Genomic DNA, 16,780 nt, shown 5'->3' on the forward strand with positions numbered 1-16,780 from the left:
ATTTTCTATTCAATCGTCTTCAGTAATAATTTTTTCAGTAATGGTTTAATCTTCAATCGTAAATCTTCAGCGTGATTTGCAACTAAGAAGTGATGGTTATAAATGTTTTTCATCAATTGATAAGTTGCTTCTTTCGCTTCGCCTTCTTCGATGAAGATACCGATTACTTCCATACCACTTTTACGCGCGAGTTTAACAGCTTCATGCGTATCTAAAATTCCGTCTTGTTGATAGTCTAGCGCAGAAGGCTCACCGTCTGTGAAGACTAGTAAGAATTTATGTTTCTCAGGTCTTTTGGCAAGCTTTTCAGAAACGATACGAATAATATATCCGTCGCGGTTATCTTCTTCTTCACGAAGTTGCATAATTTCTGGACCAACGTTTGGTAACGTTGAGTTTTTATAATTTACAACTTCATGGATAACGTTCGGCTTATCTTCAGGTTTAGCGCTAGAGGCATCTTCCCAAAATCCGCTAATAGCGTGCGGGATTTTTAAAGATTTTAAAGCTTCATGGAATAGTACAACACTCTTCTTCGTTTCTTCCATTTTGTTATACATAGAACCAGAACAGTCAACTAACAGTTGGAATGCAACGTCGAGCTCTTGTGATTCTTGCCCTTTTTTATAAAACATGCGAGGCTGCTTTTCAGTATAAATACGAAGGAATTTCTTACGAAGTCTTCCGTAATATTTATCACTATTTGCATTCGTTTTATTTTCAATCGTTTTTTCGATAATTTTCTTTAATTCTTTTACATCTTTATTAACGACTGATTTGATAGCTTGGTAATCCTTTTTCTCATCAGGATTTGGTTTACGTGCTTCTTTAAATGTATGAGAAGCGCCAGTGTTATATTTACCATATGCACCATCATTTTGACTAGAAGCGTGTGAAGCCCTTGCTTCTTCTGTATCAGCGCCATCAAAGTTGGATTGTGTACTTTTTTGAGAAGTACCTTGTACAGAACCAAGTGCTTGGTCGCCATCTTCTGATTCACGAGCAGTATCGCCCATCATGTTTGTTTTTGTTCCGCTTTCTAATTCAAAGCGTAAAAAGTTCTCGTTTTCGTTATTTTTATTTTCACGATGCCATGTGGAGAAACTTTCATCCATTTTGTTTTTATTTTCATCGTCATCTATAAGCTGCGTATCATCATTTGCTAAATCTTCGACGCGACAGTTCTTTTCGTCTGCAAGAACAGATAAATAAAGCGGTGCATGTCCGAAATAGTTGTTAAGCATATCACTTTCAAGAAGCTCCTCTAAGCGGTAGCGAATTTTCTCAACGATATACATAATATCTTCCGTATTACGAGCTTGGAATGTTTCATGCAAAATAGCTTCAATTTGTTCGAAATATTCATTATTAAACATTTCATATTTATCGCTCGTTAATGAAAGATAGCATAGGCAAAATAGACGATCACCGTGATAGTTACGAACGCGATTGATTTCATTTTGTGAGCTAAAGTAATTGCGATACATTTCTTTTCTTCTTTTAAAAACATGCTTCGTGCCAGGACGTAAGTTCTTTACAATTTCCTCAACGCGTAAATCTTCTAATAGAACAAATAATTGTGTTAAAAACTTTTTTAGGGGCGATTCTTGCAATTCAATCGCATAAGAACGAATTAAAGTCATGTCCGAGTAATGTTTATTACCAAGTGCTTTTAAGAACACTTCGCTTTTTAATCCGATTACTGTATCTTCTTCTTTTCGATCATCCCAAAAGTGACTAATGACAACTTTCTTTTCAATTTCGTCGTAGTATGCTTTATAGCCATATTCAAGATAGGCATCGTCTTCTTTTAGAAGGGCATACATTAAGTTTTCCATTTGTAGAAACAGCGACGCATCAATTTTTTTGTCACTAAAAATTTGTCTCATAAATTATCCCTCAAAGAAATAACTTTCTGCTAATTCACGGACAGTCATTTGTTCTGTTTCATCATTAAGTTTTGCAATTATGCTTCGTTCAATCGCTCGCATAACAGGAATATATACACCTAAATCACATGCGTCGATAATGCCACGAATACTTGCCGCTTCTTCACTTACACGTCCATCGCGAGCTAAAGGCATAAGGTCGCTTGCAAAGGCAACGAACTTTTCAATTGTTGCAACATCTTTTAATTTTGATTCTGCTAATAATAATTCTTTTAATGTATCACCTTGAATGTAAGGAACTTCAATAATAACGAAACGGTTTTTTAACGCTTCGTTTAGTTCACTTGTTCCAACGTAACCTTCGTTAATCGCAGCAATTACACGGTATTCGTCATCACCGTATACAACCTCTTGTGTAAATGGGTTTGTGATCATTTTACGGTAATCTAATGCGCCGTGAAGAAGTGGTAACGTTTCAGGTTTTGCCATATTGATTTCGTCAATATATAGGAAGTGACCGTTCTTCATTGCTTTCATAAGAGGACCGTTAACGAATGAAACTTCAGATGCACCATTTTTCTTTTGTAGTGTGTTGTATCCTAAAATACCCTCTACATCTAAGTCGACAGAGCAGTTAATGCTATGCATTGGTTTTTGGAATAAAGAAGAAAGAGTTTCCGCTAGTACTGTTTTACCACTACCAGTCGGTCCTTTTAATAGAATGTTCTTGCCAAGAAGAAGTGCTGTAATCGCATCTTCAATAATGCTATTATCAGACGCTTTATATATTTTCGTTCCGATTAAATGTGCGTTTTCACCAGCTTCTTGCTTATTCTTTTCATGAATCGTAGAAAGCTGTTGTTTTAAATCAGCATGTATATGAAATTGTTCTAACATGTATTTCCCACCTAACATTATTTTCATAAAGTAATACATCTTATGATAACTTGTTTTAATATGGTATGCAAAGAAAAGGAAGGAGGATAAAGGGAAAAGAAAAAGCAATCAAGATGAAGTTGATTGCCTACAGTAAAGGAGAAATGAGCCTCATGAAAGACTCCAATATGCGTTTTTTTATACTTCTTTTTTGGAAAGAGTTCCATTTAATTTCAGTTGAATGTTTAAAATCTTCTTCAAAATCACGTTTAATATCGTGAACTGTTTTTGATTCATAAAGTACACTAATAATTTCGTAATTCAATTCAAAGCTACGTACATCCATGTTCGCTGTTCCAATAGTTGCAATTGTATCATCAACGAGTACAATTTTTGCATGCATAAAACCATCTTTATAACTGTAAATAGAAGCACCAGCTTTTAAAAGCGGAGTGAAATAGGATTGAGATGCTTGATCACTAATGATGCTATCACTTTTACCTGGATATAAAATCCGTACATCTATTCCGGCAATTGCACTTAAGCGTAATAATGTTAAAGTTTCTTGATCTGGAATAAAGTAGGGTGTAGCGATCCAAATGGATTTTTTTGCAGAGCCCATAACAGCTAATAATGTATTACGAATACTTTTATCATCGGAGCTTGGTCCGCTTGCTACGATTTGAACAGCACCTTCTGCATTTGAAATCTCTTTACCTGGGAAGTATTGTCTATTCATGAATTGATCCCAGGAATAAGTATTTAAACCACTAGAGGCATAGAGCCAGTCTTCTAGAAAGATTGCTTGTAATTTATATAATGCTTTTCCTTCTATTTTTAAATGACTATCACGCCAAACAGGAAATTTCTTGGAACGGCCAAGATATTCATCACCGACATTGAGTCCTCCGGTAAAACCAATTTCGCCATCTACAATAACAATTTTTCGATGGTTACGATAATTGACAGTTTCAAGTAACCAAGCTGAAAAAATAGGGTCAAATTCTACAATTTCAATCCCAGCTTCTTTCATAGGTTGCAAAAATCGTCGTCTTAACGTATTACTTCCAAGGCCATCATAAAGGAAGCGTACAATAACACCATCTTTTGCTTTTTGTATTAAAGCATCTCGAACTTTTGTACCAATTTCATCAGATTTATAAATGTAGTATTGAATATGTATATGATGTTTTGCTTGCTCTATAGCTCGCAAAATTTCTGAAAATGTTTGATCTCCGTTTGTTAAAAGTTTTGTAGTTGTTTTATCTGCAGCAGGACCGCCTCCAAATTTTTGTATGACTTCTGTTAAATGTATGGAACGTTCATTTAGTGGGACTGTGAGTAATAACTCTAGTCTTCTTCCTTCTAATATTTCACGGAATAATTTTCTTTGTTCTTCTGAACGATGGAGATGTTTTTTTCTTCTCCAGCGGCTGCGCCCGAAAATAGCGTATAATAGCACACCTATAATAGGAAGAAGTGCTAATACTAAAAACCATGCTAATGTACTTTGTGGAGATCTATTTTCTATAAAAATAACGAATGAAATTCCTACGATTGTGATGGACCATAGAGCACCGACAAATGTATATAACGAGATATACGATGTATTTAATAGGAACAGAACGATAGATACAATTGTAAATATTAATAGTAATTGAACGATAGGCTTCTTCATTTCTATATAATTCCCCTAATCTTTTTTCAATATAGACTTCTTAAATAGAAGATGTAATATGACATCTTTATTATAAGGTGTTTTGCTTTTTTTACAAAATATAGACATTTCACCTATACTTTCCGCATTTGTCCTACATACAGTGTACTATCCCATTTTTTATCCCACTCTTAACGCATATGAAAATGAAAAAATCGAAAAGGAGCGGAGAAACATGAATTATATAGAAAATAATGGATTGTATTATCGAAATCATCATGGAGGACACAATCATGGTGGGCACAATCATAACGGTGGACATCATCACCATGGAGGACACAATCACTATGATCACCATCATCATCACGGAGGCGGATGGGGCTGGGGTGGTGGTAGTTCATGGGGAGGCGGATTTTTCCCTGGAAGCTTTGCAGGAGGAGTGTTAGGCGGACTAACAGCTGGTGCATTAACAGGTGCAACAAGTGGAGGGTATTATCCGGCTCCATATCCAGTAGCTTATCCGTCGCCATACCCTGTAACGTATCCAATGCCATACCCAGGTTATCAGCAAATACCATATTCGTATTAAACTAAAAAAGAGGCTATCCTCTTTTTTAGTTTAATACGGTATTTATTTATAAAATACTTCCAAAATTAAGGTGAAAATATGTTAATATTTTGTTATTGTAATTCAAAAACATATACATTGATGTAGAGTTTTATATTATTATTCGTGAATAGTTATGTAGTATGTTCTAATTTCTATTTCGTTATTAAAAACAAAGAGATCAGATGTGAGTGGTATTAGTTGGAAACAAGGCTTGCATAGAGCCACTTAAAGGGATTGCAGTATAATAAGGTACGAAATAATTAGGGAGATGAGAAGCTACTATTTATAATTAGAACGGTATAATATTGCTTTTTATTACAAATAATATTATGTTATTTTAATCGGTCTATTCAAAAAGATAATTTATGTAATGGGCTAGTATTAGAAAATGAAATATCTCTATTTCTATGAAGAGAAACAGGTTGTGTTTTAGTCAGATAGAAGCAAGGAGAGATGCGCATGCTAGAACAGAGAGGTCATGCATTATATGACTCTTCATTGCGAGATTTAAAGTTAGCATTAGATGAGTCTTCAATTGTTGCAATTACAGATCGAAAAGGTCTTATTACATATGTAAATGATAAATTTTGTGAAATCTCTAAATACAAAAGAGAAGAATTAATTGGAAAAGATCACCGTATTTTAAATTCAGGACATCATCCAAAAACCTTTTTTCAAGACTTATGGAAGCGTATTTTGAATGGGAAAGTATGGACAGGTGAGATTCGGAATCGAGCAAAAGATGGTACATATTATTGGGTCAAAACAACAATTGTTCCATTTTTAAATGAAAAAGGAGAGCCATACCAGTTTATCGCAATTCGAAATGATATTAGTAGTAGAAAAGAAGCGGAACATAGATTGCGGCTAAGTGAAAGTCGTTATAGGGAACTTGCCTATCATGATGCTTTAACGAGTTTGCCTAACCGTTTACAATTAATAACGACCGTTAACGAATTGATTGCAGATAAAAAAGAATTTGGTATGATTTACTTTGATTTGGACCGTTTTAAATTAGTAAATGATACATTAGGTCATATGATAGGGGATTTACTTTTAAGTGAAGTTGCTTCAAGGTTGCATTATGTACTAGGAGAGAAAGATGTTCTGGCTAGGCTAGGTGGCGACGAATTTGTGCTGTTAACAAAAAATCATAGACAAGATGATATGAGTCAGTTAGCGACATCTGTGTTGTCATGTTTTCAGGCACCATTTATGCTGGAAGGCCATGAAGTATACATTTCAGCTAGTCTAGGACTTTGTTCTTATCCACAAGACGGACAAGATGTGGAAACGTTATTGAAAAACTCTGACTTAGCTATGTATAGTGCAAAAGAACAGGGGAGAAACGCTGCGTGTTTCTTTACAGATGAGCTACGCGCGAAAATAAATCGTAGAATGAAAGTTGAGTTTGCTTTGCAAAAGGCAATTCGTGATGAAGAGTTAGATGTAGCATTGCAGCCTATTATTGATTTGAAAACGAAGAGATATTCTGGTATAGAAGCTCTAGTACGTTGTATGACAGAAGACGGACCTATTTCACCAAGCGAATTTATCCCTGTAGCTGAAGAGTCTGGACTTATTATAAAACTAGGAGACTGGGTATTAGAAAAATCATGTCGCTTGTTTAAAACATTGCCGAATTATCAAGAAGGACTAAAGTTATCTGTGAATTTATCCATACAACAATTAATGCAGAAACGTTTTATTTTATCAGTACGTAGCATTTTAAAGAGAACTGGTTTTCCTCCGAACCGTTTAATATTAGAAATAACGGAAAGTATTGCAGTCCGCCATTTTGATTATATTATTGCTACATTACAAGAATTAAGAAATATGGGTGTTTTAATTGCTTTGGATGATTTCGGAACTGGCTATTCTTCCTTATATTATTTAAAACAACTACCACTGGATATTGTAAAAATTGATCGTAATTTTATTCGTGAATTTCATTATGATCACGCACAACCAGAACGAACGATTGTAAAATCCGTTATTGAAATTGCTCATAGTTTAAATTTAGCAGTAGTTGCTGAAGGAGTAGAAACAGTAGAGCAAGAGAGTTTGTTACAATCAATGAGCTGTGATTATGTACAGGGATTTTATTATGCGAAACCTTTATCTGTAGGAGAGCTAAAAGAAAAGTTAATTACAGATTTTTAATAAAAAAGAGAAGCCAGCAGCTTCTCTTTATTTAATCCGTTTTTTGTGAGTCTTTCATTAGTACTGGATAAAGAATAAGACCTAATACGAACAATCCAATTCCTAAGAAGAATGTTTTTAAATCAGCAGTTCCCGTTTTGATAACCCAAATGGAGTATATCAACGCTAATGTAGTAATGATTCCATCTTTTACTCGAGATCCTGGCAGTATATCATACGTTTCTCCTGTAATAACTAATTTTAATTGGTACAAGGTAGAAACAAGGTATGGAATTAAATAGGCTAATGTTGCTACGACGATAGCGAAACTATACGCTTCTGAAACAGTACCAGAAATCGTTGAAAATAAGAAAATTTGCGTCATTACATTTGTAATCAATAATGATTTTGAAGGACTACCTTTTTTATTTGTTTTCCCGAAAAACTTAGGGAAAAGTCCATTTTTTGCTGCCTGGTAAGGTACCTCTGAACTAACAACAATCCAGCCAACTGTAGATCCAAATAAAGATATAAGAGCGAGTAAAGCCATTATATATGCACCTTTATTTCCAATTGCTAAATTTAATGCGTCTACTAATGGTTTTTGAGACTCTTTTAAAGCATCTTGCGGAAGAGCTCCCATTGTAAGTAAAGTAATTGACATGTAAATAAGAAGAGCGATAATTAATCCGAAAATCGTAGCTTTTTTTACATCGCGCTGTGATTTTGCACGATTAGAAAGCATAACTGCTGATTCAATACCGATAAATGCCCAGAGTGTTGCAATAGCAGCTGAATTGATTTGTCCACCTAATGAGATTGATTGTCCTGCTTCATTCATAAAGGTTTGACCGTCTCCGAAATTAGAGGCGTTAAAAATGAATAATGTAATTACAATAAACATTGTAAATCCAATAATTTTTGCAATGGTAGCAAGTAGATTCATGTTTCCAGCTCGATCAATATTTTGAGAAAGAATATATTGAATTCCCCACAGCATAAGGCTACATACGAGGAAAGTTAATCCTTTTCCGAGTTCCAGTGAAAATCCATTTATTGAAAAAAGAATTTGCTTACTTTGTAAAACTGGAAAGAATGTTGATAAATATCCAGCAAAGGAAATAATAACAGATGCTGTTGCAGCCCAGTTAGCAGCCCAATATCCCCATGCCATACTATATCCTGCAACTTTACCAGCTTTTTTTGAAGGAAACATCGCTTGAGCATAGCTTTGTGGTCCAGCTTTTAATTCTGGTTTCCGAACCGCTAAATTTCCAAATACAAGTGCAATCATAAATACGCCAAGGCCTGTAATACTCCATGCGAGTGTAGAACCCATTGGCCCTGATACTTGTGCTAAATTTGCTGGAAGCATAAATACGCCACCGCCAACCATATTCCCGATAACAAATGCTGTTAAAACCCATAATCCCCATTTTTTCGTTTCCATTTTTGTTAACTCCTTTGTAGTAAGTTTTGCTTAAACATCATTTTTTACTAGCTTTTTGACAATAAAAAAGAGCCATGTAGATAAAAAAATACCTACATGGCTCTTTCGCCAAAGCGTAGGTACAACGGGAATAACCCTTGTACCTACGCGTAATTTTTCCGCTAGGTTTCAAGGGTTACGTATGATGATGATGTTTTTGTGCAAATGTAACTACAGTTGTTGTATAAGTAAGCATAGTTCTTTGCTCCCTTTCTCCTCTGATTTTGAAGTTAGTATACTACATGTTTTTTTGAATGAAAAGAAAAATATAAAAATTTTTATAAAAATACGTTTTAAAGATTAAATATTTACCTATATTTTTCTTGTACTGGAAAATAAGTGAGAGATTGGCAGAAGAGTGAAGCATGTTATAATACATATAGAATTAGAAGGTGACAAGGGGCTATTGTAGATGATGAGTAAGTATGAACAAATTTATACAGAAATCAGTAAATCTATTGATAATAAACAATTAAAAGAGGGATGCAAAATCCCATCAGAAACAGAATTAATGAAGCAGTATGAGGCAAGCCGAGGCACGGTAAGAAAAGCTGTAGATTTACTGCAAGAGCGTGGATATGTGCAAAAAATTCATGGAAAAGGTGTTTTTGTTTTAAAGCGAAAAAATATTGAATTTAATTTTGGCGGTATTGTAAGTTTCCAAGAAGAAAATGAACGTTTAGGACGTCATTGTATTACGGAAGTTGTGGAAATGGACAAAGAAAAAGCCACAAAAGACATTGCGAAATTATTAAATGTAAAAGAAAAAACAGAGATTGACCATATTAAACGTGTACGAAATATTGATGGAGAAAAAGTAATTTTAGATATAAATCATTTTGTATCTGAGTTTATTCCAGGATTAACGAAAGAAATTGCAACTGCATCGATTTATAAATACATCGAGAAAGAGCTTGGGCTACATATTAGTTATTCGCAGAGGGTAATAGAAGTACAGCCATGTACAGAGGATGACAGAAAGTATTTAGATTTAAATGGAACAGACTATGTTGTCGTTGTGAAAAACTTTACACATTTGTATGATGGAAGTCAGTTTGAATATACAGAATCACGCCACCGTTTAGATATTTTTCACTTTTCGGATGTGGCACGCAGGAAGTAAAGAGGTGGAACAAAATATTGTTTCATCTCTTTTTTTTATAAAAAAAACACAAACTCGTATATACGAGTGTTGACTAACTTATATATACGAGTTAATATGTAATTGTAAACGGTATCAAAAAAAGAAAAGAGGGACGGGAATATGGGGAAAGACTATCGTAAAACAGCAGAGGAAGTGTTGCAGTATATTGGTGGGAAAGACAATATTGAACAAGCTGCACATTGTGTGACGAGGCTCCGTATCGCTTTAAAAGATGAAAGTAAAATAGATAATGATAAATTACAGTCTGTTTCATTAGTGAAAGGAGCGTTTCATAACGCTGGTATATTTCAAGTTGTAATTGGTCCAGGGGATGTAGATCGTGTTTACGCTGAATTGATAACGCTTGCAGGTATGAAAGAATCGACTGTAGCGGACGTAAAAGACTCTGGAAATCAGAAGTTAAATCCAGCTCAAAAGTTTGTGAAAATATTTTCGGATGTATTTATGCCGATATTACCAGCGATCGTAACAGCTGGTTTACTAATGGGTATTAACAATCTATTAGGCGCAAAGGACTTATTTTTTGATGGGAAAAATTTATTAGATGTTTATCCGAACTTAGGCGGGCTTTGGGATTTAATTAATATGATGGCCAATACAGCATTCGTATTCTTACCAGCACTTGTCGGTTGGTCAGCAACGAAGCGTTTTGGTGGTAGTCCAATACTAGGGATTGTTATGGGATTAATGCTTGTGCACCCGGCCTTATTAAACGCTTGGGACTACGGAAAAGCAGCGACTGGTTTAGAGGGTCAAAAGATTGAGTACTTCAATATTTTAGGACTATTCCAAATTGAGAAGGTAGGATATCAAGGACAAATTTTACCTGTTTTAGTAGCAGCATTTGTATTAAGTAAAGTGGAAATTTTCTTAAAGAAACATGTACCAAATGCAATTCAATTATTAGTTGTACCAATTACAACAATCGTTGTGACAGGTGTGTTAGCACTAGGAATTATCGGTCCGGTTACACGTCATATTGGAGATTTATTAACAGTAGGATTAGTAGGTGTATATGAAACAGTACCAGTAGTTGGAGCAGTATTATTTGGAGCGTTATATGCACCGCTTGTAATTACAGGTATGCATCATATGTTTATTGCAATTGATTTACAATTGATTGCACAACATGGCGGGACATTTATTTGGCCGATGATCGCTCTTTCTAACATTGCGCAAGGTAGTGCGGCACTTGCGATGTTCTGGATTTCTAAAAATCAAAATGATAAAAGTATGGCATCAACATCAGCCATTTCAGCATACTTCGGTATTACAGAACCAGCGATGTTTGGGGTGAATTTACGAAATAAGTTCCCGTTCTATGCAGCGATTATAGGATCTGCTGTGGCAGCGATATTCATTACATTAAATGGTGTATTAGCGCCTGCTATCGGAATTGGCGGATTGCCAGCATTTATTTCTATCATTCCGAAATCGATTCCAATATTTATTGTAGGAATGATTATTGCAGTTGTAATCCCGTTTACTTTAACATGGTTATTTGCAAAAAGAGTCAAACAGAAGTAGGAGGAAGTTAAACATGAAGGATTGGCATAAAAGTGTAGTCTATCAAATTTATCCGAAGAGCTTTAATAGTTATTACAATAGAGAAACCGGGGATATAAAAGGTGTTACAGAGAAACTAGATTATTTAAAAGAACTCGGAGTGGATTATATATGGTTAACACCGATATACCAATCACCACAAAATGATAATGGATATGATGTAAGTGATTACTACAGCATTGATCCATCTTACGGAACGATGGAAGAGTTTGAAGAACTTTTAGCAGAAGCGAAAGTACGTAACATTAAGATTATGCTTGATATTGTTGTAAATCATAGTTCGACTGAACATAAGTGGTTTAAAGAAGCGAAGGAAGATAAAAATAGTCCATATCGTAATTACTATATTTGGCGTGATGAAAAAAATAATTGGCAGTCTAAGTTTGGTGGATCTGCTTGGAAATATGATGAGAAGACGGAGCAATATTATTTACATTTATTTGATGAAACACAAGCTGATTTAAATTGGGAAAATGAAAAACTTCGTGAAGAAGTATATGATATGATGCGTTTTTGGCTGGATAAAGGAGTAACAGGATTCCGATTAGATGTCATTAACTTAATTTCAAAAGACCAATGTTTCTTAAACGATGAAGGTAGTACTGCGACAAGTGATGGACGCAAGTATTATACAGATGGTCCGCGTGTTCATGAATATTTACAAGAGATGAACCGAAATGTTTTTGCAGGAAAAGATGTAATTACAGTTGGAGAAATGTCATCTACGACAATTGATAATTGTATTAAATATTCTAATCCTGAGCGTAATGAATTAAGCATGACGTTTAGTTTCCATCATTTAAAAGTAGATTATCCGAATGGTGATAAGTGGACGAAAGCAGAGTTTGATTTTATTAAATTAAAAGAGATTATGTCTAGCTGGCAAATTGAAATGCAAAAGGGCGGAGGATGGAATGCGTTATTTTGGTGTAATCATGACCAGCCTCGCATCGTGTCACGCTTTGGTGATGATGGAAAGTACCGAAACGAATCTGCAAAAATGTTAGCGACAGCCATGCACATGCTGCAAGGAACGCCTTATATTTATCAAGGGGAAGAAATCGGTATGACGAATCCTAAATTTGAGTCCATCGAGCAATATCGTGATGTGGAATCGTTAAATATATACGATATAAAGCTAAAAGAAGGGCTATCAAAAGAAGAGATTATCGGGATTTTAAAGCAAAAATCTCGTGACAACTCTCGCACTCCGATGCAGTGGAATGAAGAGATGAACAGTGGTTTTACAACAAGTACACCTTGGATTTCAGCGGCTGAAAACTTTAAAGAAATAAACGTAGAGAAGGCATTAGAAGATAAAGAGTCCGTATTTTATCATTATAAAAAGTTAATAGAACTTAGGAAAACGTATGATGTAATTACAGAAGGAGAATATGCTATTTTGGATAAAAATGATCCTAAGATTTGGGCATATACTCGTACTACAGAAAGTGAAGTGCTGCTTGTTATAAATAACTTCTATGGAGAAGAAATAACGTACTCTGTACCAGCGCACGTTCAATTAGATGGAATGAAACAAGAAATACTACTGTCGAATTATAAAGATGCTAGCAAGGATGTTACAAAACTTAGCTTAAGACCATATGAATCAATTGTGTATCGATATACGAAATAAAAGGTTGTATGCCGCATGGGCATACAACCTTTTATTTTAGGACACCACTGTACAAAATGTTTACCTCTACCTCAGGTTTGAATTTTACTTTTGCATAATCTTTATTCCAATTTTTCTTCTTCCATAAGTCAGGGTGATAGGCGATAAGGTGTCTGCCGATACCGAAAGCATCACAGTTTGCTTTTTGTAACTTTTTCGTTATCTTTTTAGCTTCTTTCGTAAGTTGTGTAGACAATTCTTTATTTAGTTTTTTTCTTTCATCCATTTTGTAAAGATTATCTCTCGGAGCTTCAAGCGCTATAACTTTTAGTTGGAGCTTAATGTGAGCATAAACATTTCCTTTTTTATCTGTTGTTATTTTTAAGTCGCGTTTTAACTTTCGATTGCTAATTTCCATTGTTAAATAATCAGATGTTTTCTCTGATTCATCGCTAGTAAGCTTTTGGGTTATACGGGCACTTGTTCCCATTTTTCCAGTTAATAATACGAATAAAACAGATTGTTTCAAAGGTAAATGCCCAGTTAATTTATCATTATTAAATAAAGCTAGACCGTTTGTAATCACTTCTTTTCCTTTTATTTTTATAGAAGGGAGGGTAAAGTCTTTACCGGGATCTAACATTTTTGTAGCAGCTGTTTCTAAAGTTTCTTTTGGAAACACACTCATATCTTCTAAACTTTTCACTTTTTTCTTTAGAAAATCTCCAATTAGTAAATTTCCTACTTTCTTTTTTTCTAGTATCTCGGATGTTTCACCATCTACTGCAATAAGTTTTACTAAAGCAGTTGGGTTTGTTGGGTCCCGAAAGCTGACATCTAAATAAGGTAATATACCTTTTTTTAGAATTTTGGTTCCTAGTAATTGAACACCATATTTAAAATAACGAATATTCCCAGTCACATTTTTTTTTAGGGCATCGCTTGTATCCCTTATGTTATGCCCCGTTGCTGAATGTATTTCATTTTCGAATGAAGATTGCTCTCCGCTTGAACTTTTTACGAGCTCGATTGTTTGCTGGAGTTTATTCTCTTCCGTAATATCAGATCCAATACTATAAGCTAACCTTGCTTCCCTTAATGGTTCTTGATCCCAACAGCCAGAAAGGACGGAACTAGCACATAATATAGAAAGTAATTTAACTTTTCTTGTGAACATACTGTTCTCCTTTCTTATTTCGTATCACAGAATAAAGTAGAAATAAAAGAGGGAGGACAACAATAAAAATATACGTGAACTTATCAGTGAAAGTTGAGATTACTTTTAATTCTTCAGGTGTATCTATAAATAAGGCTACACTAAAAGCAATAATACCAATGATTGGAACAGCTTTTTTATGATTAGCAAGATTGAATATATGTCCCACTCCGATTGAAGCAGCGCAATAATAACTAGCAATAGAAGCTGCAACTGTTATCATCCATATTGGTATGAATAGTAAATCCGTCCGGTCTATAATCCCAATATGTAAGGAACGTAATAAGTAAGCAACTGGTTCTGGAATAAGCTCAATTTGTTTTGGACTAAATACGATAAAGCAAATCCAAACAGTAAAAGTATAAAAAAGTGTTACAAATCCATTAGCGATAGAAATTGCCTTCAGTTTTGCCACAGAACTCCCGTTTACTTTTGGGAAAGCGATAAGAATGATTTCAAAACCATACATGGCTGTAATTGTTTCCTTGGATGCTTGAATTATATTCCACCAGCCGGCTTCTGTAATTGGAAAAATATAAGAGAAATCAGCTCGGGAAAGCCCTAGGGCAATTAAAAGGGCCATTGGAATAATGAGGATAGAGGCCATGACATAAAATCGTACGATGACTTTAAATGTATTATAGGCTATATAGCAGCAAGCTATCGTAAATAGTAAGAGAATTGCGTACCAAGGGGTCGCTTGCAAAACCCACACTTTAATGACATTACAAGCATTTAACATAACTGTCATACCGATAAGAGTAAAATAAAAAACATAAGCAAAGCCTAATAGTTTTCCAAACTTATTACCAAATAGCATACAAACACTTTCATACATATCTGCATCAGGGAATCGTTTTAAGAAAAGCCACATTAGTAAAATAATAAGCTGAATCGCAAGCCCGGCGATGAGCGCGGAAATCCATCCACCACCTTTTGCTATTGGGTGAAGACGGTTAGGCAGGGAAAGTATACCCACTCCAATTTGGCATTGAATAACGAAAAAGGTAAATTGAACGAGCGAAATTTTACTTTGCGTGTTTGTCACCGTCCTCATCCTCTCTCGTTACATGTTGGCGCTGCATTTTTTTCGGTTTTGGATCATGTGGTCGTTCCCAAAATGACCAAATTGGTAGTCTTACAAAAGAATCTTTCATATCTTTAATCCGCATTGGTGCAACAGGAGAAAGATATGGTGTATGAAAAGAATGAAGCTGACATAGGTGAACGAAAGTTATAATTAGACCGAATGATATTCCGACGTATCCGAATATAGCAGCAAGAATCATTAATGGAAAACGAAGAATTCGAACTGCTGAACTCATATCGTTTGATGGAACGAGAAAAGATGAGATGGCAGTTAAAGCTACAACGATAATCATTGTGTAAGAAACGAGTCCAGCTTTTACAATCGCATCACCAATTACTAAACCACCTACAATACCGATTGTTTGTCCAACTCGGCTTGGCAAGCGAATACCAGCTTCCCGTAATAACTCGAAAATTAGCTCCATTAAGAGAGCTTCAAAAATAGGAGGAAGTGGTACTTTCTCTAATGAAGCTTTAATTGTATACACAAGTTCAAGCGGCAATACATCAGGATGAAAGGCTACGGTTGCGATATATATAGCTGGTAAGAGAAAAGCAATTAAGAAACTCACTAAGCGAATCATTCGGACGAAAGATCCAACAATCCAGCGGTTATTATAATCATCTGGTGATTGATAGAAAGCGAATAACGTAACAGGAACGATAAGCGCTGTGGGATCTCCATCAGATAAAATAGCAACTCGTCCTTCCATTAAATTTGCAGCGGTCCTATCTGGACGCTCTGTATTTAATTGCTGCGGAAATGGTGAGAAAGACGTATCCTCTATAAATTCTTGTATATATCCTGGAGGCATAAGTGCATCTGTCTTAATCGTTTCTAACCTTCTTTTTACTTCTGTAACTAAATCGTCATTCGCTATGTTTTGCATATAAGCAATTGCCACTTTCGTATGCATTTCTTCACCAAGTGTGAAATATTTAACGACGATATTTGGACTTTTTATGAGCTTACGAATGGAAGCTAAATTAGTTGCTAGATCCTCTACAAAACCAGTATGTGGACCGCGCACAATCCCTTCATTATCAGGCTCTGCTATATCTCGCTTTAAAGATAAAGCTGTTTCGAAAATAAAAAAACTGTCGACGTGTTCATGAAAATATAAGGATTTACCTTGTAATAAAAGCTGCACACCATAATTTAAATTCGTTTCTTTTTTCATATTTAATGTGGCAAAAGCTTTATCTAAAGCCAAATCCGACCGAGTTAATAAAGGCTCAAGAGCTAATTGGTGAATCAAATTTGGGTCTGCTAAAGATTCGATATATAAGATTGTTCCTTTTCCGTTTTGAAATGGGACATCTAATTTTTTTATATCATCTGAGTGACATAGCTTATTTTCAATGTAATTAATATTTTCCGGAAGTGATGGAAACATATGCTTTTGGCCCGTACTCTCTTGTTGTTCTTTTTTCTCTGTCATAATTTCCACCTCTTTTAGATAAAG

The 16,780-nt window shown here is 35.0% G+C and carries 12 protein-coding genes; 5 read left to right on the top strand and 7 right to left on the bottom strand.

The genetic code is table 11. The annotated features are described in order from the left end of the window. Positions 1-5: 5 nt before the first annotated feature. The 3 genes from ACTFSL_RS13950 to ACTFSL_RS13960 form a co-directional block, all read right to left on the bottom strand. Positions 6-1,889, bottom strand: a complete 1,884-nt coding sequence (locus ACTFSL_RS13950) for a vWA domain-containing protein (protein WP_001248875.1) — start codon at positions 1,887-1,889, stop codon at positions 6-8. Between the two features lie 3 nt (positions 1,890-1,892). Further along, positions 1,893-2,786, bottom strand: a complete 894-nt coding sequence (locus ACTFSL_RS13955) for an ATP-binding protein (RefSeq protein WP_059304155.1) — start codon at positions 2,784-2,786, stop codon at positions 1,893-1,895. Positions 2,787-2,913: 127 nt separating this feature from the next. Then, entirely contained in the window at positions 2,914-4,443 is a 1,530-nt protein-coding gene (locus ACTFSL_RS13960) for a cardiolipin synthase (RefSeq protein WP_000743030.1), read from the bottom strand. Between the two features lie 214 nt (positions 4,444-4,657). Here ACTFSL_RS13960 and ACTFSL_RS13965 point away from each other — a divergent pair, with 214 nt between their 5' ends. Both ACTFSL_RS13965 and ACTFSL_RS13970 read left to right on the top strand, forming a co-directional pair. Further along, positions 4,658-5,011, top strand: a complete 354-nt coding sequence (locus ACTFSL_RS13965) for a hypothetical protein (RefSeq protein ID WP_001106379.1) — start codon at positions 4,658-4,660, stop codon at positions 5,009-5,011. A gap of 480 nt (positions 5,012-5,491) precedes the next feature. Continuing rightward, complete coding sequence (locus ACTFSL_RS13970) at positions 5,492-7,195, top strand: putative bifunctional diguanylate cyclase/phosphodiesterase (protein ID WP_000893345.1); 1,704 nt, start codon at positions 5,492-5,494, stop codon at positions 7,193-7,195. 31 nt (positions 7,196-7,226) lie between these two features. Here ACTFSL_RS13970 and ACTFSL_RS13975 read toward each other — a convergent pair whose 3' ends face one another. Next, positions 7,227-8,624 (bottom strand): amino acid permease, encoded by a 1,398-nt coding sequence (locus tag ACTFSL_RS13975; RefSeq protein WP_000448469.1) that lies wholly within the window; start codon positions 8,622-8,624, stop codon positions 7,227-7,229. Positions 8,625-9,075: 451 nt separating this feature from the next. On the opposite strand from ACTFSL_RS13975, the gene treR reads away from it, so the two are divergent. The 3 genes from treR (at position 9,076) to treC (ending at position 13,030) form a co-directional block, all read left to right on the top strand. Beyond that, on the top strand, positions 9,076-9,786 hold the full coding sequence (gene treR / locus ACTFSL_RS13980) for a trehalose operon repressor (RefSeq protein ID WP_000987240.1): 711 nt from the start codon (positions 9,076-9,078) through the stop codon (positions 9,784-9,786). A 141-nt stretch (positions 9,787-9,927) separates the two neighbouring features. Beyond that, the gene (treP, locus tag ACTFSL_RS13985) at positions 9,928-11,355 is read left to right on the top strand and encodes a PTS system trehalose-specific EIIBC component (protein WP_043936507.1); all 1,428 of its coding nucleotides are present in this window, start codon (positions 9,928-9,930) and stop codon (positions 11,353-11,355) included. A 13-nt stretch (positions 11,356-11,368) separates the two neighbouring features. Further along, on the top strand, positions 11,369-13,030 hold the full coding sequence (treC, locus tag ACTFSL_RS13990) for an alpha,alpha-phosphotrehalase (RefSeq protein ID WP_000656152.1): 1,662 nt from the start codon (positions 11,369-11,371) through the stop codon (positions 13,028-13,030). A 31-nt stretch (positions 13,031-13,061) separates the two neighbouring features. Here the strand turns inward: treC and gerKC are convergent, their stop codons facing one another. Genes gerKC through gerKA form a run of 3 tightly spaced genes read right to left on the bottom strand, consistent with a single transcriptional unit; the run spans position 13,062 to position 16,756 of the window. Further along, positions 13,062-14,186 (bottom strand): spore germination protein GerKC, encoded by a 1,125-nt coding sequence (gene gerKC, locus ACTFSL_RS13995; RefSeq protein WP_059304154.1) that lies wholly within the window; start codon positions 14,184-14,186, stop codon positions 13,062-13,064. After that, entirely contained in the window at positions 14,167-15,273 is a 1,107-nt protein-coding gene (locus ACTFSL_RS14000; protein ID WP_059304153.1) for a GerAB/ArcD/ProY family transporter, read from the bottom strand. Before ACTFSL_RS14000 ends, gerKC begins: the two co-directional genes overlap by 20 nt. After that, a complete protein-coding gene (gene gerKA, locus ACTFSL_RS14005) occupies positions 15,254-16,756 on the bottom strand; it encodes a spore germination protein GerKA (protein ID WP_000136669.1) in 1,503 nt (500 codons plus the stop codon). Before gerKA ends, ACTFSL_RS14000 begins: the two co-directional genes overlap by 20 nt. Positions 16,757-16,780: the final 24 nt, after the last annotated feature.

Origin of the sequence: Bacillus cereus group sp. MYBK108-1 (genome assembly GCF_051917185.1) — a bacterium.
Taxonomy (GTDB): Bacteria; Bacillota; Bacilli; order Bacillales; family Bacillaceae_G; genus Bacillus_A; species Bacillus_A cereus.